The organism is Mucilaginibacter sp. cycad4, assembly GCF_034263275.1.
Classification (GTDB): Bacteria; Bacteroidota; Bacteroidia; order Sphingobacteriales; family Sphingobacteriaceae; genus Mucilaginibacter.
On the sequence record NZ_CP139559.1, the window covers coordinates 254,516 to 275,005 of the forward strand.

At 44.6% G+C, this 20,490-nt stretch carries 17 protein-coding genes; 9 read left to right on the top strand and 8 right to left on the bottom strand.

What is annotated here, in order from left to right; translation table 11 throughout:
- Positions 1-37: 37 nt before the first annotated feature.
- Both SNE26_RS01145 and mazG read right to left on the bottom strand, forming a co-directional pair.
- Positions 38-466, bottom strand: a complete 429-nt coding sequence (locus SNE26_RS01145; RefSeq protein WP_321557558.1) for a hypothetical protein — start codon at positions 464-466, stop codon at positions 38-40.
- A 75-nt stretch (positions 467-541) separates the two neighbouring features.
- Positions 542-1,345: a nucleoside triphosphate pyrophosphohydrolase gene (gene mazG / locus SNE26_RS01150; protein WP_321557559.1), complete on the bottom strand. Its 804-nt coding sequence runs from the start codon at positions 1,343-1,345 to the stop codon at positions 542-544.
- Between the two features lie 138 nt (positions 1,346-1,483).
- Here mazG and SNE26_RS01155 point away from each other — a divergent pair, with 138 nt between their 5' ends.
- Positions 1,484-1,687, top strand: coding sequence for a hypothetical protein (locus SNE26_RS01155; RefSeq protein ID WP_321557560.1), 204 nt, complete (start codon positions 1,484-1,486; stop codon positions 1,685-1,687).
- Positions 1,688-1,742: 55 nt separating this feature from the next.
- Positions 1,743-2,303 (top strand): hypothetical protein, encoded by a 561-nt coding sequence (locus SNE26_RS01160; RefSeq protein ID WP_321557561.1) that lies wholly within the window; start codon positions 1,743-1,745, stop codon positions 2,301-2,303.
- Positions 2,304-2,311: 8 nt separating this feature from the next.
- Here SNE26_RS01160 and mnmD read toward each other — a convergent pair whose 3' ends face one another.
- From mnmD to SNE26_RS01180, 4 genes are all read right to left on the bottom strand, one after another.
- Positions 2,312-2,989 carry a tRNA (5-methylaminomethyl-2-thiouridine)(34)-methyltransferase MnmD gene (gene mnmD / locus SNE26_RS01165; RefSeq protein WP_321557562.1) on the bottom strand — a complete coding sequence of 226 codons (678 nt, stop codon included), beginning with the start codon at positions 2,987-2,989 and terminating at the stop codon, positions 2,312-2,314.
- A 373-nt stretch (positions 2,990-3,362) separates the two neighbouring features.
- Entirely contained in the window at positions 3,363-4,709 is a 1,347-nt protein-coding gene (locus tag SNE26_RS01170) for an MBL fold metallo-hydrolase (protein WP_321557563.1), read from the bottom strand.
- Positions 4,710-4,970: 261 nt separating this feature from the next.
- Positions 4,971-5,417, bottom strand: a complete 447-nt coding sequence (locus SNE26_RS01175; RefSeq protein WP_321557564.1) for a DUF1569 domain-containing protein — start codon at positions 5,415-5,417, stop codon at positions 4,971-4,973.
- Positions 5,418-5,574: 157 nt separating this feature from the next.
- On the bottom strand, positions 5,575-7,650 hold the full coding sequence (locus SNE26_RS01180) for a M13 family metallopeptidase (RefSeq protein ID WP_321557565.1): 2,076 nt from the start codon (positions 7,648-7,650) through the stop codon (positions 5,575-5,577).
- Positions 7,651-8,192: 542 nt separating this feature from the next.
- Here SNE26_RS01180 and SNE26_RS01185 point away from each other — a divergent pair.
- Positions 8,193-10,928, top strand: a complete 2,736-nt coding sequence (locus tag SNE26_RS01185) for a valine--tRNA ligase (RefSeq protein ID WP_321560064.1) — start codon at positions 8,193-8,195, stop codon at positions 10,926-10,928.
- A 99-nt stretch (positions 10,929-11,027) separates the two neighbouring features.
- A complete protein-coding gene (locus tag SNE26_RS01190) occupies positions 11,028-12,833 on the top strand; it encodes an ATP-binding protein (RefSeq protein WP_321557566.1) in 1,806 nt (601 codons plus the stop codon).
- A 682-nt stretch (positions 12,834-13,515) separates the two neighbouring features.
- On the opposite strand, the gene SNE26_RS01195 is transcribed toward SNE26_RS01190, so the two are convergent.
- Entirely contained in the window at positions 13,516-15,336 is a 1,821-nt protein-coding gene (locus SNE26_RS01195; RefSeq protein ID WP_321557567.1) for a sugar-binding domain-containing protein, read from the bottom strand.
- 233 nt (positions 15,337-15,569) lie between these two features.
- The gene (locus SNE26_RS01200) at positions 15,570-16,022 is read right to left on the bottom strand and encodes a type I restriction enzyme HsdR N-terminal domain-containing protein (RefSeq protein WP_321557568.1); all 453 of its coding nucleotides are present in this window, start codon (positions 16,020-16,022) and stop codon (positions 15,570-15,572) included.
- A 431-nt stretch (positions 16,023-16,453) separates the two neighbouring features.
- Here SNE26_RS01200 and holA point away from each other — a divergent pair, with 431 nt between their 5' ends.
- From holA to SNE26_RS01225, 5 genes are all read left to right on the top strand, one after another.
- Entirely contained in the window at positions 16,454-17,476 is a 1,023-nt protein-coding gene (gene holA, locus SNE26_RS01205; protein WP_321557569.1) for a DNA polymerase III subunit delta, read from the top strand.
- Between the two features lie 22 nt (positions 17,477-17,498).
- Complete coding sequence (locus SNE26_RS01210; RefSeq protein ID WP_321557570.1) at positions 17,499-17,873, top strand: hypothetical protein; 375 nt, start codon at positions 17,499-17,501, stop codon at positions 17,871-17,873.
- Between the two features lie 281 nt (positions 17,874-18,154).
- The gene (gene cysC, locus SNE26_RS01215) at positions 18,155-18,715 is read left to right on the top strand and encodes an adenylyl-sulfate kinase (protein WP_321557571.1); all 561 of its coding nucleotides are present in this window, start codon (positions 18,155-18,157) and stop codon (positions 18,713-18,715) included.
- 24 nt (positions 18,716-18,739) lie between these two features.
- A complete protein-coding gene (locus SNE26_RS01220) occupies positions 18,740-19,570 on the top strand; it encodes a sulfotransferase (RefSeq protein ID WP_321557572.1) in 831 nt (276 codons plus the stop codon).
- 274 nt (positions 19,571-19,844) lie between these two features.
- Entirely contained in the window at positions 19,845-20,372 is a 528-nt protein-coding gene (locus SNE26_RS01225) for a hypothetical protein (protein WP_321557573.1), read from the top strand.
- The last annotated feature ends 118 nt before the right edge of the window (positions 20,373-20,490 follow it).

Below are 20,490 nucleotides of genomic sequence, written 5' to 3' on the forward strand. Positions count from 1 at the left end.
GCAGGCACCGGCAACGTAATTAAAACAATAAAAGTAGTTAATTAGTTTTCTTCAAATTGTATTGAACCGTTAACGTATCGCCGTTGCTGTTTCTCTGCAATTGAAATACATTACCGTCATAATAATATTGGTAAACACCTTTAAGGTGAAATTTATTGACGCCCGGTACTACCGCCGATGAGTCATTAAACTGGATATAGTATCCGTTGTATACAAAGCCACCGTAGCTTGCCACGTGTTTCCTGGTGTCGGCAGCTACTTTGAATAATGATGCCGCAGTAAGTTTTAAAGCTATTGTATCGCGAACGGTATCATAGCCGGTACCGCTTGTTTTTTTAACCAGCGCACCAAATGTTCCGGTAAAATTGCCTTGCGGTTGGGCAACCGGAACAACCTCATTTTTGGGCGAGCAGGCTACGCCTAATGTTAACAGTAATGGCAGCAGGTAAAATAAATTACGTTTCATATAATCTTATCTCGTTATCAATTTTTAACCATTACGCATCTTTTTAATAAAACGATACACCAGTCAACAATATTTTTATAGTTTTTTTGCCTCGTCCCAAAAAACATCCATCTCGGCCAGGCTCATATCGTGCAGTTGTTTGCCGTTTTCCTGTGCCTTAAGCTCAAGGTACTGAAAGCGTTTGATGAATTTTTTGTTGGTTTTTTCGAGGGCGTTTTCCGGGTTGATATTGATAAAGCGGGCGTAATTGATCAGCGAAAACAGCAGGTCGCCAAATTCGGCTTCGGCCCTTTCATGGTCGATAGTGCTTTCATCTTCGGCATTGAATTCGTTTTTAAACTCCTGCATCTCTTCCTCAACTTTTGCCCAAACCTGGCTTTTCTCCTCCCAGTCAAACCCCACACCGCGCGCTTTTTCCTGTATGCGCAATGCTTTTACCAATGCCGGTAAGGAAGCCGGTACGCCACCCAAAACAGATTTGTTGCCCTCTTTAAGCTTGATCTGCTCCCAGTTACGTTTTACATCTTCTTCGTTCTGCACCTCCACATCGCCGTAAATATGCGGGTGGCGGTTGATGAGCTTATCACAAACGCTGTTCAAAACATCGGTAATGGTAAAGTCGTTGGTTTCGGAAGCTATTTTGGCATAAAAAACCAGGTGCAGCATAATATCGCCAATCTCCTTTTTTATTTCAGGCATATCGCCGCCTAAAATGGCATCGCTTAGCTCGTAGGTTTCTTCAATGGTGAGGTGGCGCAGGCTTTCAAGCGTTTGCTTTTTGTCCCATGGGCAATTGGCCCGCAGGTCGTCCATGATAATGAGCAGTCTGTCGAACGCGATGGAGGCGGTAGGGGCAGTTTCAGGGGCTTTTAAAGGCATAAATTATTTATAATGAATACTTATGTTGCAAAGGTATGATAACATCTTTAATGAAAACTTACTGTATCATTAATTTTAAGCTAACATTAATTAATTTTATTAGCCCATTGTTAATACCATCTGAAAGCACATTTTATCATGAAAAAAACTTACCTGTTTATCTTCCTTTTTGTTTCGATATTTAAAGTAAGCTATGCCCAGCAGCTGCCTGCCGGCGATGCGGCAAACAGCACCTTTAGCCAGCCACAGCCTTTCCTGTTCACCGTGAGCACACTTAACCCGCAAGGCCGCAATTGGAGTTTGCGGATATGGAGAGCGTACCGTTACACCGCTTGGGTTTGATGGTGTTGATCAAAATTTTTCGGCCAAGGGGTACCTGGGCAATAAGTTTACCCTGATGGCCATGCTGGGCACAGGTTTTAGTAATAACGGTGGCGTGCGTACCCTGCAGCAAGCCGAAGTATTACGTGATTTTATTGGCGGTACCCAGCCTATGGGCTTCAGGGCCGGGGCAAGCCTGGGTTTCAGAAGGGAGTTTAACAGCGATGCCGTAGCATTCAGCCGCATAACTGCAGCATATGAGGTATCAAAATGGAAGCTTGGCGCCAATCTTCGCTTTGAAAAAGCATTTGCAACCAGCCGCGATGGTTTGGATTTGATCACCAGCGTTGGGGTACACCGTCATATCTCGGGCCAGCTTTTTGGCGGCTTTGAAGCAGTAGGACAGGACCTGGAAGGTTTTTGGGAAGCTGATGAGGCCGAAGGTGGCGCCCGCTTGTTGATTGGCCCGTCGCTTAATTACGCCCCTGTAAATTCGCGGCTGGCGTTTTCACTTTGTGGCGGCCCAATTATTTATGCCACCCGCAGTGCGGCAACCCAGGGCCAGTTTGCTTACCGCGAATTGCCAACCACCAACGGTTTTACACTGAAATTTAACGTAGGCTTCCGGTTCTTGTAGGCAGAGATTTAAAGTTTTACTGCCCTGAGCATTTCGCGTTTGCCGGGTGCTCCGGGCGCTTTTTCAACTTTGAAGCCCCGGCTTTTGAGCATGCGTTTCAGGTTGCCGGTGATAGCATAGGTAACAAATACGCCGCCAGGTTTTAAAAAGCTGACGGTATGGCCGATAGCTTCTTCATCCCACATTTCGGGTTGATGGGCAGCGGCAAACGCGTCGAAATAGATAATATCAAACTGCTCGTCTGTTTTAAAATCCAGAAGCTTGTTGTGGGCGATATGCAACCGTGTAGTACTATCAATTTCAATTTTACTTGTTAATGCCGCAGGGTAATTGCTGTTGAATTGTTCCCATAGCAGTGCAGGGATGTATTGCTGATAACCGGTTTGCGCCATCATACCGGCATTTATAGGGTAGGCTTCGATACCGGTATAATTAAGCTGCATTTGCTTACCGGTACATGCATCGGCAGTTAATAAAAAATTTAGACCAGTGCCAAAGCCTACTTCAAGGATCCTTACTTCCTTAACATCGTCGTTCCGATCCAGGAAATATTGCAAGCCCGATTTAACAAACACATGCAGGCTCTCCTGCAATGCCCCATGGCGCGAGTGATAATGCTCGCCAACTTCGGCATTGTAAATAGTGTTTGAGCCGTCGGCGGTAGTGACTATGGTTAGTTGAGACATGAAACGCTTGTGTAAATGCTGTTATAAAAATCAAGTGTCATTGCGAGTATCCATCAGGAAAATCCTAAAAAAAACCGTGATGACGTATAAAATATCTTAGCGATAGTGCGCGGGGCTGCGTTAGTGATAGGAGCGGATACCGTCCGTTAGCCAACGGATTATGCCTGTGCAGTATGAGCACGGCCCGTTGGCTAACGGGAACGCCCATATTTATAAAATCACTCCAAAAAAACGCAATTGATAATCAACAAACTTACAATCACGTCATTATAAGCAACGAAGCAATCCCTAACTGTACGGAGAAATTCGCATGGCCGCTCTGCCAATCGGGGATTGCTTCGTTCCTCGCAATGACGGTTTTTTTTTAAGATTATCAGTGAACCTCTTTTATCATCTCCGTAACCACCTCGCCAAGATCATAAACGGGCACGGCATTTATTGCAGCCGAAACAATGCTTACGCCTGCGGCTGAACGGTAACCTGCCGCACAATGCACCACGATTGGTTTATCCGAAGGGATTTCGCCAACACGTTCGCGCAGTTCGGGCAGGGGGATGCTGATGGCATTTTTAAATACTTTGCCTGCGGCAACTTCGCCATGGTTACGTACATCAACTATAGTGTAATCATTTTCATTTGCCCTGAACGCATCTAAATTAAGATCCGGAGATACTTCATTAGTGTTTACAGGGGCTAACAATGCGCCTTTGATATTTTGTTCGTAGCCAATTTTGGCTGCTTTTTTAATCAGGATATCAAGCTTATCATCATTTTCGGCAATGAGATAAAACTGCTCATCGGGGCCAATCACAGAACCCAGCCAGGTTTCAAACTTTTCACCATCCTGCAGGTTGATGGCGCCATGCAGGTGGCCACTCCTGAACTGTGCTTTGGGGCGGGAATCAACAATTAAAATATCATCTTCCAAAACGCTGCCTTCATCAATACGTGGTACAGCTGTAATGCTGTCCTCAAAACCCGATATCCCATTTTTATTCAACTCCACATCGCGGCCAAAGTACTTGGGCATAAAAGGCTGATCGGTGGTGAGGGTTTTAACAAACTCCAGTTCGTCCATGAGTTGCAAAGCATAGTTTTCGCGCAGTTCGCGACCGATGGTGCTTTCCAGGTCGGGGCTCATGCTTTTACCGCATAATGAACCGGGGCCGTGCGCCGGGTACACCACTACGTTTTTGGGCAGGGTCATGAGTTTTTGCCGGGTACTCTGGAACATCTGGCGGGCGAGTTCCTCTTTTTTAGCGGTGATATTACCCACGTTCTCCCGTAAGTCCGGTCTGCCCACATCGCCAACAAACAGTGTATCGCCGGTAAAGATGGCTGTTTCGCGGCCTTCTTCATCTACCAGTAAAATACAGATAGAATCGGGCGAGTGGCCTGGGGTATTGATGGCTTTTAATTTGATATCGTTGAGCTGGATAACGTCGCCGTCATCAAAGGTTTCGTGCGGATATGCTGCACCGGTGAGTTTGCTGCAATAAATAACAGCGCCTGTGGTTTGGTGAATTTCCAGGTGCGAGCTTACAAAATCGGCATGCGGGTGGGTTTCAATAACCCCCACAATATCGGCATCATGCTGGGCCGCAAAGTCATAGTAAGGCTGCGGGTTACGGGCCGGGTCAATAACTATCATTTTGCCCGTGCGGATAACGGCATATGAACCGTGCGCCAGGCCTTTATCGTAAAATTGCTGAATGATCATATTTGCAGCAAAGATAATGCTTAGGCAATATGTTTTACTCGTGCAATGTTTGAGTGGTGTAAATATTGAGCGGTTTTGTGTGAATGTGTGAAGCGGGTCGTTAGTGCAGATCAGAAAACGATCAACAAAGAATCTTTACACTAATTTTTGGGAATTAATCGAATCACACCAATTTTGAATTGGGAGTTAATTGACATTCGTGTAATTCGATTAATTGTGATGAGTTTGAAAGGAATTCGTGTGGGAATTTTTCAGCATGCTTTAATTACTAAACTGCCTCAAATGATGGTCAACATGTTTGTATGCTAATTGGCCCATCTGCTTCCTGGTCATTTTTCCGAAAAACGAATGCTCAAAATCAGTTTTTGAAGTCTTGCCATATTCCTCAACAAGTTCAATCCATTGTTTTTTCTGAGCCGCTACGTCGCCGTTTTGTTCAGTTACTTTGCAATGCGGAACGGTAGGGGCATTCTTTCCTAACGGACTATCATCCCTGAGCATGCCGTTCAGCGCCACTTTGCCAAACAGGCGACCAATGAACGTGCGTTTATACGTTTTAATCCCCAGGTACATTTCTTCGGAAAGGGTGCAATGTTTCAACATTTGATAAACGTTCATTTTGCCCCATTGCGGTTTGCTGTTTTCATCAAGTAAGTTGATCCTGCTGATCAGGCCGTCGCGGGTTTCTTTATCAAATATTGTTTTCATTGTTTTAAAGGTTTATGACATAAAGCTACTGCGAAATTACAAACAGGCACAGGCGCTTTTGAGCCATAAGCAGGGAGGATTTATGCCAATATTTTATAAAACACAACAGGCCCGGTTCATCAATCGGGCCTGTTGCATCAAAAAAACAAAATTTTGCTTACCAGATCTTCGTCCTGTCTTCTGGTTTTTTATACATTTTATCGCCGGGTTTTACGTCAAACGCTTTGTACCACGCATTGATATTGGTTATAGGCGCATTGGCACGGAACCGCTCGGGCGAGTGCGGATCTGTCAGGATCCTTTGCGCTGCCGACTCGGGAGTTTGAGAAGCTCGCCATACCTGTGCCCATGATAAAAAGAAGCGCTGATCGGGCGTAAAGCCGTCAATAGTATTGGCCGACTGGCCCTGTTTGGTTTTGCTGAAAGCTTCATAAGCGATGTTCAAGCCGCCAAGGTCGGCCAGGTTTTCGCCAAGGGTAAGTTTGCCGTTTACATGCAGGGAATCAAGAACAGTGAAAGCATCGTACTGCTTTACAACCTGGTCGGCACGCGACTTGAATTTGTCGGCATCATCTTTTGTCCACCAGTCGCGTAGGGTGCCGTCGGCATCGTACTGGCGGCCCGAGTCGTCAAAACCGTGGGTCATTTCGTGACCTATCACAGCGCCAATACCGCCGTAATTAACAGCATCATCAGCATTAAAATCAAAGAAAGGGAACTGTAGTATCCCGGCAGGGAACACAATCTCGTTATTGGTGGGGTTGTAATAGGCGTTAACGGTTGGCGGTGTCATTCCCCAGCGGGTTTTATCAACCGGTTTGCCTAAACGTGTTACGTTAAAATTGTAACGCCATTTATTTAGCGCACGCAGGTTGCCAAAGTAATCATCGCGGTTAATTACCAGGCCATCGTATTTTTCCCAATGATCAGGATAGCCGATCTTTACCGTAAAGGCATTGAGCTTTTTAAGCGCGCGTTCTTTGGTTGCCGGGCTCATCCAGTCAAGGCGTTTAATCCGGTCGCCGAGGGTTTCTTTAAGGTTATTCACCAAATCAACCATGTATTGTTTAGCGGCAGGTGTAAAATATTTTTCAACAAAAAGCTGACCCAGTAATTCGCCGATGTTGCCGTCAACAAGGGCACTTGTACGCTCGGTACGTGGTGTCTGTACTTTTTGACCGCTTAGCACGGTGTTGTAGGCAAAGTTTGCGTTAACAAAGTCCGAACTTAACCCATTGGCCCCTCCTCTTAACATACTCCATTGCAGGTATACTCTCAATTTAGCAACCGGGGTAGCGGCAAATAAGGAGTCGGTAGTTCTGAAAAACGATGGTTGACCAACCAGGATGCTGTCCTGTCCGCCGGCATTAAGGGCCGGTAATATTTTTGACCATTTTAAGTGAGGGGTCTGCTTTTCAAAGTCGGCCACCAGGAACTTATTATAGGTAACATGCGGATCGCGCATGGCTACACGGCTCAACTGTGCTTTGGCCCAGGTATATTCCAGGTCATAAACTATAGCCGCATTTTTGGCTGCTTCATCGGGGCTGCTTCCGGTAAGGGTGAACAAGGTTACAGCGAACTTTTTCAAAGCCTCCTGGGCCTTTTTTGAACGCGGATCGTTTTTGAGGTAATAATCCCTGTCGGGCAGGGTGATGCCGCCCTGGCCAAGGTTTATGATGTATTTGTTTACATTCTTTTCGTCCTGATCCACTCCAAACCTGAAAATGGGCGAGTTTAACCCATTAACACGTTCATAAATCAGTTCATTAATAAAATCATCAAGGGTTTTTAACCGGCCAATGCGCTGCAGATCAGCTTTGAGAGGGTCGTAACCGCGTTTTTCGATGGTTAAACTATCCATTCCGCTGGCATACAGATCGCCAACGCGTTGTTTCAGGCTGCCTTTGGGCTGTGAAGCCGATATCCGGCTTACTTCGTTCAGCAGGCCGATCAGTTTATCTGTATTTTCCTGGCGGAGAATATTGAAGCTGCCCCAGCGGGCTTCTTTGGCCGGGATGCCGTTTTGTTTTAACCAGCTGCCATTGGCATATTCAAAAAAATCGTCGCCGGGCTTTACGCTCAGGTCCATGTTGGCGGGATCAATAAATTTTTTAGGAGGAGCAGCAGTTTTGTGCTTTGGCTTTACGGGTTTGGGGCCATCTACAGCGAAAACATTTACCGACATGCCAAGACCGGCAACCAGTAATAAATAGTTAAACTTTAATTTCATGTCAATACTTAAAAATTAAAGTTAACAAATAACAGGTATTAAGCAAAAATGGCCGGGGGCAGGCCGTTAGTGATTGAACCAGTTGATAATGGCGTCGAGCTTTGTTTTTTTCAAAATATCAAGCCAGAAACGGTGTAAGGGTATTGTTTTCATGACAATTTGAATGTTACATATATAATAACTGGTTAATTGTAAAAATATTGTGGGAGTGGAAAAGGGTTCATGGTTCATGGATCGTGGTTCATGGTTTGGTGGTGGTTTGTGGTTAGTTCGTAGATCATGGTTTACGGTTGGATTAGCGGAAAAAAAGGGGGCATAGCTTTGATGATGACAATGCGCGGGAACAAAAATCCGGTTAATCCATTAATCCGTTTAATCCAGGTTCAGACTTCCCTAATGCGGCCCGCGCACGGGCTCATCGTTAAATAACGGCTATTATCCAGCTATGAACCATGATCTATGAACTATCAACCATGAACCAAGCACAAAAAAATCCCTCAACCTTTGGCTATGAACCGCTAACTATCGTATTTTTGCGCGTTATGAGTATTGCTAAAACATATATCCCTAAAGAAACCGAAGAAAAATGGTACAGTTACTGGTTACAGCACGGCTTTTTTAAGTCGGTGCCCGACGAGCGTGAGCCTTACACTATAGTGATTCCGCCGCCAAATGTTACCGGGGTTTTGCACATGGGGCACATGCTTAACAATACTATTCAGGATGTGCTGGTTCGCCGCGCCCGTATGAAAGGCAAAAATGCCTGCTGGGTCCCCGGTACCGACCACGCCAGTATTGCCACCGAAGCCAAAGTTGTTGCCATGCTTAAAGAACGCGGCATCAGCAAAAAAGACCTTACCCGCGAAGAGTTTTTAACCTACGCCTGGGAGTGGAAGGAAAAATACGGCGGCATTATCCTGGAACAGCTTAAAAAATTAGGCGCCTCATGCGATTGGGACCGTACCAGGTTTACCATGGACGAGAGCCTTTCGGAAGCGGTTATTGATACGTTTATCCACTTGTATAAAAAAGGGCTGATCTACCGCGGTATCCGCATGATCAACTGGGACCCGCAGGGCAAAACCGCGGTAAGTGATGAGGAAGTTATTCGTAAAGAAGTTAACCAGAAGCTCTATTATATCCGCTATGCTGTTAAGTCGGAAAGTCTGGAAAGTCAGGAAAGTCCGGAAGTCGGAAAGTCGGAAAGTCCGGAAGTTGAAAAGTCAGAAAGTAACGAACTTTCGGACTCACGGACTTCCGGACTTGCGGACTTCTTAACCATCGCTACTACCCGCCCGGAAACCATTATGGCTGATGCTGCTATTTGTATCAACCCTAACGACGAGCGTTATCTGCACCTGCATGGTAAAAAGGTATACATCCCGCTGATCAACCGTGAGATCCCGGTGATACTGGATAACTACGTAACCATGGATTTTGGTACCGGCTGTTTGAAAGTTACTCCTGCGCATGATTTGAATGACTATGAACTGGGCCAGCGCCATAACCTGCCCGTTATCGATATCCTGAATGATGATGGTACGCTGAATGAAAAAGCACAGATATTGGTTGGTGAAGACCGTTTTGCTGCCCGTAAAAAGATAGCAGTACTGCTGGAAGAAGCCGGCGTACTGGAAAAAGTTGAAGAATATAAATCGCAGGTTGGTTTCAGTGAACGTACCAACGCGGTTATTGAGCCAAAACTATCTATGCAGTGGTTTTGCAAAATGGGCGAGATGGCTAAACCTGCTTTGGATTATGTATTGAACGGCGAGATCAAGCTGATCCCCGAAAAGTTTGTGAACACTTACCGCCATTGGATGGAGAATGTAAGGGACTGGAATATCAGCCGCCAGTTATGGTGGGGACAGCAGATCCCGGCATGGTACCTGCCAAACGGCGATTTTGTGATTGCTAAGAACAGGGAAGAGGCTTTTGAAGAAGCAAAAAATCTCAAATCTCAAATCTCAGATCTCAAATCTGAAGATTTAAGACAAGACGAAGACGTGGTTGATACCTGGTTTTCATCATGGTTATGGCCAATTTCGGTATTTGATGGCTTTAAAGACCCTAACAATGCCGATATCAACTATTACTACCCAACTAACGACCTGGTTACCGCGCCGGAGATCTTGTTTTTCTGGGTTGCCAGGATGATCATGGCCGGTCATGAGTTCAGGGGCGAAGTACCGTTCCGGAACGTGTACCTAACCGGTATCGTAAGGGATAAACAGGGCCGCAAAATGTCAAAATCATTAGGCAACTCGCCCGATCCGCTTGACCTGATCGAGACTTACGGCGCCGATGGCGTACGTGTAGGTATGCTGCTATGCTCACCTGCCGGTAACGACTTAATGTTTGATGAAAGCTACTGCAAACAGGGCAGCGGTTTTGCCAACAAAGTATGGAACGCGTTTAAACTGGTAAAAGGCTGGGAGGTTGATGAAAACCTGGCTAATCCTAACGCCGTAGCCATTGAATGGTTTGGCAGCAGGTTTAACCAGGCCCTGACCGAAATTGAAGCCAACTTTGCCCAGTACCGTTTATCAGAGGCCCTGATGGATACCTATAAGCTGGTATGGGATGATTTTTGCGCATGGTACCTGGAAATGATCAAGCCTGCTTATCAGCACCCTATTGATCAGGCTACTTATACGGCTACTATTCAATTCTTCGGGAATATTTTGAAGGTATTGCACCCTTTTATGCCTTTTCTTACCGAAGAATTATGGCATGATGAGCTGTTTGGTGAACGTACTGAAACAGACTGCTGTATTGTAGCGCAATTGCCCGCTATTGGGGAAATAAATTCACGCTTATTGAATGAAACAGAGCTTGTTAAGGATGTTGTAACCAACATCAGGAATACCCGCAAAACAAAACAAATTTCTGACAAAGAACCGCTTGAGTTGTTTGTTAAATCAAATTCAGGGATCAATTACGGCCAGTACGAAGCTATCATTGCAAGGCTTGCCAACATCAGTAAGTTTGAATCCGTAGCCGATAAAATTGAAGGGGCTATTAATTTCTTAGCCTCAACAGATGAGTTTTATATTCCTTTCAGCGAAGAAATTGACCCGGTTGCCGAGTGTGCGCGATTAAAAAAAGAGCAGGAATACCTGCTGGGTTTCCTGAAATCGGTTAATGCCAAATTGGGTAACGAACGCTTTATGGCCAATGCAAAACCCGAAGTTATTGAGGTGGAGCAAAAGAAAAAGGCCGATGCCGAAGCCAAATTAACGATCATTGAAGAAAACTTAGCAGCTTTGGCTTGCTAATTGCAGAACTTACAGGCTTTGCGTAACAAGCTACCATACAGTATTTTGATTGCTGTGTGGCAGCTTGTTCAATTGCAGGGCCAATGTTAAGTTCTGAATATGAGTAATAAAGTAAGTTTTTTTAACTTATCAATTTATAAGATTTTGTCGAAGGAGCAATCGTTCCTTGACCAGGCCCGGATTCGTTTATTGTATTATGGGTTCTTCCTTATTTTTGTTGCCCTTGGGGCGCTTTACCTGAACGTTTATTTCCAAAACCAAAAAATGCTTGCCTATACCGCCCTGTTTTTGATGGGAGCGATAGTAGTGTTATTTAAGTATTTAACCTGGCGGCCCGACTGGCGCGGCGCAGCGCATGCCCTGCTTATTGTGGGTACCCTTGTTAATACCAGCCTGGTTTATGCCTCTATGCAAACGGTAAATATCATTACCGTGCAGGTAATTATTATTGTCATCGTATTCAGCTATTATATGCTTGGCCAGCAATGGGGGCTCATGTACTCGTTGCTTAATACGGTACCGGTTTTGGTATTTATGATCATTGAGTACAACAGCGGGTACATTATTAGTATAAAACCTAATAAAATTGACCAGTCTACCATCATCATCAGCCTGTTTGCCAATTTTATACTGCTCATTTTTATCCATAGTCATTTTTATACTGCCTTCTTAAAAAATATCAAGCACCTTAAAGATAGCAGCAGGGAGCAGGCCAGGCTTTACAATAAGATGGAAACGGCTATTGAAAAGGCAGAAAAATCGGCCCAGGCCAAATCGGAGTTCCTGTCAACCATGTCGCACGAAATCCGTACGCCGTTAAATGCGGTTATAGGGATGAGTAATTTGCTGATGATGAGCAGCCCGCGGCCCGACCAGCGGGAGAACCTCGAAATTCTTAAGTTTTCGGCCAATAACCTGTTAGCCATTGTCAATGACGTGCTTGATTTCAGCAAAATTGAATCGGGGAAAGTGGTGTTTGAAAACATCCGCTTTAACCTTATTGAGCTGATGCATAATATTTGCGGCGGGCAAATACTGAAGGCCGAAGAGAAAGGACTGCTTTTTAAGCTTGATGTTGATAGCTCGCTGAAAGACAAAGTGCTTTTTGGCGACCCTACCCGCATTACCCAGATCATTTTTAACCTGGTGAGCAACGCTATAAAATTTACGCCGCAGGGAAACATATGGGTGAGGGTTACTTGTGTGGAAGACAGGCATAATACCGTTACCGTAAATTTTTCGGTAAGGGATACAGGCATCGGTATCGAAAAAGAGAACCTTGAAAATATATTTGAGCCATTTACGCAGGAGTCATTGGCTACTACCCGCGAGTATGGCGGCACCGGGCTTGGCCTGGCCATAGTTAAGCGTTTGCTCGAGCTGCAGGAACTGCAAATGACCGTTAACAGCAGAATGGGACAAGGATCAGAGTTTTCTTTTCATATGGAATTTCCTGTATCAACAGAAGTATTGCCCGTAGTAGTGGCTGCGCCGGAAGCTAAACAATCGGCAAAAAACCCGCTGGCCTGTTTGCGTGTGCTTATTGCCGAAGATAATATGGTTAATGTGATGCTGATGAAGAAATTGCTGAGCAAGTGGAATATAAACCCAACCATTGCCGAAAATGGCGAACGGGCAGTTGAGTTTATGCAATATGGCAATTTTGACATTGTATTAATGGACCTCCAGATGCCGGTGATGAACGGTTTTGATGCATCTAAAGAGATCCGTAAAATGGCCGATCCTAAAAAATCGGGCATACCCATCATAGCACTTACTGCTTCCGCACTTTTTGATATCAAAGAACAGGTATACGAGGCCGGCATGAACGACTATGTATCCAAGCCATTTAAACCGGATGAGCTGCTGGAGAAGCTTAGTAATTATACTTTGAATAAGGTGTAAGCCCCACCCAAACCCTCCCCGGAAGGGAGGGCTTTAAAAACAACGCCATCGTTGGTGTTGTCACTATAAATGTTCGGAAGAAATAAAAAAGCGTAGGGATGTGCGATTCCCTCCCCTGGGAGCTACTGTGTGTACACATCTTTTAAATTCTATCAATAATTGAAAAAAATGTCATTTCGAACGAACCTGGTGGGAGAATTCGCGCGCAGGGGGGTGAGGAGAAATCTTCTACGCCCTGCTTTTATAAGTATGATTGTAGAGCCTGATGTAGAAGATTTCTCTTTCGCCCCACTTCTTAGCCCGCCCCTGCTCAATCGAAATGACATTTTCTTTTATTTAAAAGATGTGTACACACTGTAGCCCCAGGGAGGGTGTAGGGAGGGGTTTCATCGACAGGCTTATTCGCTTGCAATGGCGTATAAACCCCTCCCTGCCACTACGCAATCCAGCCGCGCCCCTCCCAGGGGAGGGAATTAAGAATCTTCCGAACACTTATGGTGTTGTCACTAACAATCCCTAATACTCTTTTAATCACGTTATTTCATATTACTATATTAAGCTTTTTGGTTGCTTACGTAACGCCGTAACGCGTGGAGTAGGTGGTGTAAGCTCCACCCAAGCCCTCCCTTCCGGGGAGGGCTTCAAAAACTAACAACAAAAAAGTCTCCCCTACCGGGGGAGATTAGAGGGGGCTCTTATTCAATTTATCCCCCTCCTTAATTACAGCCTGGTTCACTTCCCGTACCCTTTCTATCTCCATTTTTTCAACAGCCCTGTCGTAGGTTAAAACGCCGTTTACTTCGTGTTCAACATCGGTGGTTTGGGTATATATGGCAACACTTAATCCTTTATATTTCATAAGCTGCTCTACTTCATCAAGTAAAAAAACGTAACGGTCGGTAAGCCTGGCTTTGGTTGGTTCGTAATCGTAGGCATTATTGTGAACCGGCCACATATGCCCGCGAACAAACAGGCCAACGCCCCCAAATTCGCCCAGCGAGGCGGCCCGGCGGCCATCCGGAACAGAGGCACCGTACGGGCCAACATAAATATGTGTATCCACATAATCGCCATTGCCCGGATCGCCGTAAGGTTTTTGGTAGCTGGGGTTATTGTTAAAGCCCGAGTTGCCGTTAACCAATCGCGACGGATCATATTGTTTAACCCAATTGGTGATACTGTTCACATCAAAGGCGCCCCAGTTTTCATTAAAGGGTACCCATGTAATAATGGAAGGCGAGTTATAATGATCGTCAATAATGGCTTTTAATTCCTTCCGGTAAACCTTCCTGTTTTTGGTAGTATCTTCATTCTGATACCATATGGCCGGCATATCCTGCCAAACCAATAGCCCCATTTTATCGGCCCAGTAATAAAAACGCTGCGGCTCGGTTTTCATGTGTTTACGGATCAGGTTGTAGCCGGCCTTTTTGGTGTATTGTATATCAAACTTAAGGGCTTCTTCTGTAGGCGCGGTTAAAACTCCGTCGGGCCAGTAGCCTTGGTCAAGCAAGCCGAGCTGCATGATGAATTTGCCATTTATGAGCGGCCTGATCACGCCATTAAGCTTACCCAGTTTAATATCGCGCATACCGAAATAGCTTTTAACCTCGTCTGCTTCGCCGCCGTCGGCATTGTAAAGCGTAAGTTTCAGGTCGTACAAAAACGGAAAATCGGGCGACCATAAAACAGGGTTGTCAATTGGCATATAGAAATACGAGCCGCCTGTTGCGCTAACCTGCGAAACTTCTTTGCCATTGTTTAAGGCAACTGCCCTGATCTTGCCCGTACCAGTACTATTAACAAATACTTTTAAGCGTTTGCCTTCAACGTCGGGCAAGAGGCGGATGTTTTTAATATATGATTCATTTACGGGTTCCAGCCAAACGGTTTGCCAGATGCCCGACGAAAAGGTATAGTCGCCGCGCGGGCCGTTTTTGCCCGATGGTGTTTTGCCATCATTTGGGTCATGAGCGGCAACAATAAGGGTATTACTGCCTTTGTTAAGATATGAGGTAATGTCAAAGCTGAATGAATCGTACCCGCCCGAGTGCGAACCTGCTTTTTTACCATTCACAAAAACGGTGGCGTCATGATCTACTGCCCCAAAATGAATAATAACGTGTTTGTTTTGCCATTTTTCGGGCACTTCAAAGTTTCGGCGGTACCACATATTAATCTCCTGTTTACGCTGTACACCGGATAATACCGATTCAGGGCAATAAGGCACAAGTATTTTATCCGGCTTGTCATCAAAAGATGCCGGCGTTTGAGGATTCAAAGCATTAGGGGCGGCTTTACCGCCACGGTAATCCCAATGTCCGTTAAGGCAGAGCCAGTCGTTGCGTTGCAACTGAGGGCGGGGGTATTCAGACAACGGGATTTCAGCTTGTAGGGCGGTATTTGTCCATTGAGTAGGGAGTTTAGCTTCCTGGGCAGATGCTATACAACTGACAGCTATCAGTACTGAAGCCAATACAATTGCTTTGCTGTAAATTTTCATAGTAAGGATGTTATAATTGATGAGGTTATGAACGCCAAAATAGGGATTAGATAACTGTAATCATAACATTTTATTGAGGATAAATTAATGCAGCCCTTTAATTAAAGGGCTATTCCAAAAAGCGTCATTGCGAGGTACGAAGCAATCCCCGATTAGCAGGGCAGCTATGCAAGTTTCCCTGTACAGTTAGGGATTGCTTCGTACCTCGCAATGACGATTCCATATATTTTGCGCTAACCCTTAACATACCCCGGCAACTCCTCAATAAACTGGTAAGTACATTTTTCATGATCAATGGTACAATAATAATGCTGCAGGCCATTGCTTACCGCCAGCAATGGAACCTTATGCACCATGTTATACCGGGCAATCTGGTCGAAGGTTTTTTGATCGATAGTTACCGATGGGGCTTTGCACTCAATCATTAAAATGCGTTCGCCGCTGGAGTTAAAAACTACAATGTCGGTACGTTTTTGCAGCGTATTGAGCTTAAGGCCGCCTTCCAGCTTAATTAATGAGCGGGGGTAGCTTTTTTGTTTGATAAGGTATTGTACAAAATGCTGGCGTACCCACTCTTCGGGCGTAATGATGATGGTTTTCTTACGGATCTCGTCAAAAAGGGTCAGTGTGCCGTTATCGTCGCTTATTTTAAAAGGGTAGGGTGGGAGGTTAAGCGGTTGGAGCATTTTTCAATTAGGAGTAAACAATAAGTAATGTCATTAACAAAGAACATTGGCCCGCTCAATTGCCGCGGGAGGGCTGTTACTTTTGTCTTGATACAAAAGTAACCAAAAACTGAGCGTAGCGGACTCATGAGTACCGATAAAACAAAAATAATCTGCGAATAAATCAAGTCAGCAGAGAGGTTTCTTTGCCGCACAGGCCCCGCTGCAAAACAGGCAGAACCGCGGCTGCTAAATTTTGCCCGACCTTTACACCTCCCCTGCGACAAAATTCGCTGATGCCTTTACCATCGCACAAGGCCATCATTGTTCTGCCTGTTTTCGCCCGAAACTTTTCTGCTGACAAAAAATAGGATGATTTCCGACACCTTATTTCCCTAAATAAAAATACATTCCACTTTTGACTTTCGACTTAGTACTTTTGACTGCGAAATATGACTGCTGCCGAGATATTAAAGGACCTTAAGAACCGTAAGTTTAAACCACTGTACCTGCTGCATGGTGAGGAACCTTATTTTATCGACCTGGTAAGCAACTACGTTGAGCACCATGTATTGCCCGAACATGAACGCGGCTTTAACCAAACCGTAGTTTATGGCAAGGATACCGACATCATGACCGTGCTCAACGCTGCCAAGCGTTACCCCATGATGGCCGATTATCAGGTGGTGCTGGTAAAAGAGGCACAGGACATGAAATGGGGAAAGGACGATGATAATAAAAAAAGCATCGACCCGGTATTGAGTTATCTCGAAAATCCCCTGCCAAGCACCATCCTTGTTTTTTGCTACAAGTACGGCAAGTTTGATAAGCGCAAGAAAACCTATAAGGCCATTGAAAAGAATGGGCTTATCTTTGAGTCGGCTACGTTGTATGACAATAAGGTGCCGGCCTGGATTGAGGGGTTTGTAAGCGATAAAGGCTATAAAATGAACCAGCAGGGATCGGCCATGATTGCCGAGTACCTGGGTAACGATCTGTCCAAAATAGCCAATGAGCTCGAAAAACTGATGCTGAATGTTAGCTCCGGGCAGGAGATTACCCTGAAGCATATCCAGGATAATATTGGTATCAGTAAGGAGTACAATGTATTTGAACTGCAAACGGCGCTTACTAAAAAAGATGCTTACAAGGTAAACCAGATCATCAATTACTTTGAAGCCAATCCCAAATCAAACCCTATTGTTTTGGTGCTGGGCAACCTGAACAACTTTTTTAGCAAGGTGCTGGTGTACCATTATGTGAAGGATAAGACCCCGCAAAACCTCGCCCGTGAAATGGGTGTTAATCCTTATTTTATAAAAGATTATGAGCAGGCCGCCCGCAACTACCCGCTCGGTAAAGTTTTCCAGGTGATCAGTTACCTGCGCGAGTATGATCTGAAAAGCAAAGGTGTTGAATCAAATGCCCCGCATGGGGAGCTGATGAAAGAGCTGATGTTTAAGATCTTGCATTGATATTACTTTCACCTTAACTGTTATGACCCTATCCTCCCAATCAAAAGCCAATATAGCATCCGGCATGATCCGCGTATCGGCGGTTTTGTACCTGGTTTATTATTATTTGAACGGGGGAAGGTCGGCTTCTTTTCAAATCGCTTTAGCTACCTGCATTGCGCTGGGTATTTTACTTTTACTGGCTTTTTTTATCAGACGGGGTTATAAATGGGCAAAATGGCTGTTATTAGGCTTACTAATCTTAACCATAACACCTGATGTTATAAATCTGCCCGCAACTTTTAAGGCAAACATATATGCGGGCTGCATCGCTGTCATAATCGACCTGCTGCAAATAGGTTCCCTTGTTTTGCTTTTCATGCCGGATAAAGAGAAGCCTGTTGCTAAAGAAATTTAAAAAAGCGCTCCAGGATCATTTCTAATAAGTTAAATAATGTAACATTTTTGTTAAGTGTAGCGTTGGTTAGTGTTTGACCGTATACATACGGTTATTTATTAAAACTTCATTTTTAGCCGGTATAGGCCGATTTTTAGCCTGACTTTCTACCTCCCTGGTTTACATGTAATTGATTATTTACAATGTAACAAAATTCATCAGCCGATTAATTTCCTAAGTTCACTTATCCTAAGCAATATGTTAAGCTGATCAATAAGGCATACTAAATAAAAAATTAAGGCATGATACTTTTATTTTGCGGATTATCAGGTGCGGGAAAAACTACTTTGGCAAAAAGTGTAGCCGCCGAATTAACAAGCCTGGGTATTAAAATTGAAATCATTGACGGTGATGAGTACCGCGCAGCACTTTGCCGCGACCTGGGCTTTAGTAAAGAAGACCGGAACGAAAACATTCGCCGCCTCGGGTTTGTAGCCAGCCGCTTCAGCGCGCAGGGTATTGTTACCATTGTGAGCGCCATAAATCCATATGATGATATCAGGCAGGAACTTGCCGAAAAATATAACCATGTAAGCATTATTCATATTGATTGCCCCGTGAAAAAGTTGATAAGCCGCGATACCAAAGGCTTGTACAAAAGGGCGCTGCTGCCCGATGGGCATCCTGATAAACTAACTAACCTGACAGGTGTTAACGATAGGTTTGATGTACCTGTTAAGCCCGACCTGTATATTGATACCTGCAATTATACCATACAACAAAGTACCTCTTCACTGCTTTATTATATTATAAATAACCTGCATCCTGTTAAGCAGACTAATAAGATACCAAGCTATTCCTGACAAAAAAGGAGCTTATAAAGATTTATGCAAAAAAGAGTACTGATCATTACCGGGATGCACCGTTCCGGAACCTCGCTTATTACCCAATGGTTAAGCAAATGCGGCCTGCAAACAGGCGAAAAACTGGTGCCCGGCGGGCACGGCAATGTTGAAGGGCATTTTGAGGATATCGAATTTTTAAAAATGCACGAAGAGATCCTGGCCGGTCATAACCTGCCAACAACGGGGCTTACGGTTGAGCATGTGGCGCAGTTTACCTTGTACGAAAAGGAAAAGCTTAAAAGCATCATTAAAGTTAAACAACAGTTGTACGACCAATGGGGCTGGAAGGACCCGCGGACCTGCCTGTTCCTGGATGTATATAAAGAACTGCTGCCCGATGCCTGCTACCTGGTTATCCTGCGCGATTATCAGTCGGTAGTGAGCTCACTTTTGCGGCGCGAATTTAAATGGGTGGAAGACAGATACATGGCGCGTAAATATTTTTCAAGGCTGGTATGGATGAAATTCAGACGGTCGCGCCGCATGGCGCAGTTTTATAATGAATACGCTACCGAATACTTAAAAGTTTGGATAGCTTATAACCGGGACATTCTGAAAGGTATTGAAACACTGCCCCGGAATGCTTTTGTAGTTATTAATTATTCGATGCTGAAAGACGAGGATGAACAGGTTTTTGAATACATGAAAAGCAAGTGGAACCTGGCATTAAAGTACTCAAGATTTAAGGACATTTTTAAAGAAAACCTTATCGGTCCCGATGTCGCTTTTGAGCAGTACATCAAAGATAAATCCCTCATTACGCAGGCCGTAAAATTACAGGCTGAGCTTAAAGAATATATGCTGACTGATTAGTATCTAAAGTTTTTTTCGGTTTATTATACATTGTTGCGAAAGAAGTAAACAGATATCTGTGCAATAAAGTGTAAAAGCAGCTCAATTTGTGATACAATCGTTATTAGGGTTTGATAATCAGCTAATTATTTCTTCAAATTCGTTTTACTCAATGGCTTAAGTACCCCCCCTGTTACGGTGCTGATTTAGCCATTGTAAAACGAAGGAGGAGGATATGAAAGCTAAGTTTTTTTGCTACTTGCCCTACAGAGTAGTTACGGGGCTTTTGATTATCATGTGTTTACATTCGCCGGGTTTTTCGCAGGCGGGGAAAGTTGGGTCGCTGGCCTATTTAAGGGCCCGCAACGGGATTGGCGGATTTAATTTAGGCGGTTTATTAACCGGCGAGCAGGAGCAGGGTTTAACTTACATTGATGGTGAAGGCAGCAAGCCTGACGCTGATAGCTGTGTTACCTATGAATATCACTCTGACAAGCAACTGGAACTGGAAGGTGGGTTAATAGCAAGCCATATATGTGTACGTACCTGGCAAAATAAAATTGTAAATATTTATGTTTTCTTTAACCGCAACCAGGGATACAAAATGCTCAGTAAATTTTTGCACTGGTACGGTACCTTCACTGCAAAACCCGATGATTACCAGGACGTTTACCTGTGGGATTCGCGCACGGTAAAACTCATGCTGAGTTATCACCCCGATGACGACCAGGGAATAGCTGTTTATACCTCTGTTCCCTTAACAAACGCTATCAATGCGCAGAACGCTAAAAGGTTAACCCAGTTGTTGACCAGTAATGAATAAGTAATGGGTTTATTAACCCCTACATTACCACTCCACCCCGTAATTTCAATGTAACAATGCCCTGTATGTCCATAGGGCATTTTAGTTTGTGCTCCCTTTTTTACATTTTTACGCTACA

Coding starts and splice junctions, on each gene's coding strand:
- SNE26_RS01145 (WP_321557558.1), bottom strand. CDS start 466: ATGAAACGTAATTTATTTTACCTGCTGCCATTACTGTTAACATTAGGC.
- mazG (WP_321557559.1), bottom strand. CDS start 1,345: ATGCCTTTAAAAGCCCCTGAAACTGCCCCTACCGCCTCCATCGCGTTC.
- SNE26_RS01155 (WP_321557560.1), top strand. CDS start 1,484: ATGAAAAAAACTTACCTGTTTATCTTCCTTTTTGTTTCGATATTTAAA.
- SNE26_RS01160 (WP_321557561.1), top strand. CDS start 1,743: ATGGCCATGCTGGGCACAGGTTTTAGTAATAACGGTGGCGTGCGTACC.
- mnmD (WP_321557562.1), bottom strand. CDS start 2,989: ATGTCTCAACTAACCATAGTCACTACCGCCGACGGCTCAAACACTATT.
- SNE26_RS01170 (WP_321557563.1), bottom strand. CDS start 4,709: ATGATCATTCAGCAATTTTACGATAAAGGCCTGGCGCACGGTTCATAT.
- SNE26_RS01175 (WP_321557564.1), bottom strand. CDS start 5,417: ATGAAAACAATATTTGATAAAGAAACCCGCGACGGCCTGATCAGCAGG.
- SNE26_RS01180 (WP_321557565.1), bottom strand. CDS start 7,650: ATGAAATTAAAGTTTAACTATTTATTACTGGTTGCCGGTCTTGGCATG.
- SNE26_RS01185 (WP_321560064.1), top strand. CDS start 8,193: ATGAGTATTGCTAAAACATATATCCCTAAAGAAACCGAAGAAAAATGG.
- SNE26_RS01190 (WP_321557566.1), top strand. CDS start 11,028: ATGAGTAATAAAGTAAGTTTTTTTAACTTATCAATTTATAAGATTTTG.
- SNE26_RS01195 (WP_321557567.1), bottom strand. CDS start 15,336: ATGAAAATTTACAGCAAAGCAATTGTATTGGCTTCAGTACTGATAGCT.
- SNE26_RS01200 (WP_321557568.1), bottom strand. CDS start 16,022: ATGCTCCAACCGCTTAACCTCCCACCCTACCCTTTTAAAATAAGCGAC.
- holA (WP_321557569.1), top strand. CDS start 16,454: ATGACTGCTGCCGAGATATTAAAGGACCTTAAGAACCGTAAGTTTAAA.
- SNE26_RS01210 (WP_321557570.1), top strand. CDS start 17,499: ATGACCCTATCCTCCCAATCAAAAGCCAATATAGCATCCGGCATGATC.
- cysC (WP_321557571.1), top strand. CDS start 18,155: ATGATACTTTTATTTTGCGGATTATCAGGTGCGGGAAAAACTACTTTG.
- SNE26_RS01220 (WP_321557572.1), top strand. CDS start 18,740: ATGCAAAAAAGAGTACTGATCATTACCGGGATGCACCGTTCCGGAACC.
- SNE26_RS01225 (WP_321557573.1), top strand. CDS start 19,845: ATGTGTTTACATTCGCCGGGTTTTTCGCAGGCGGGGAAAGTTGGGTCG.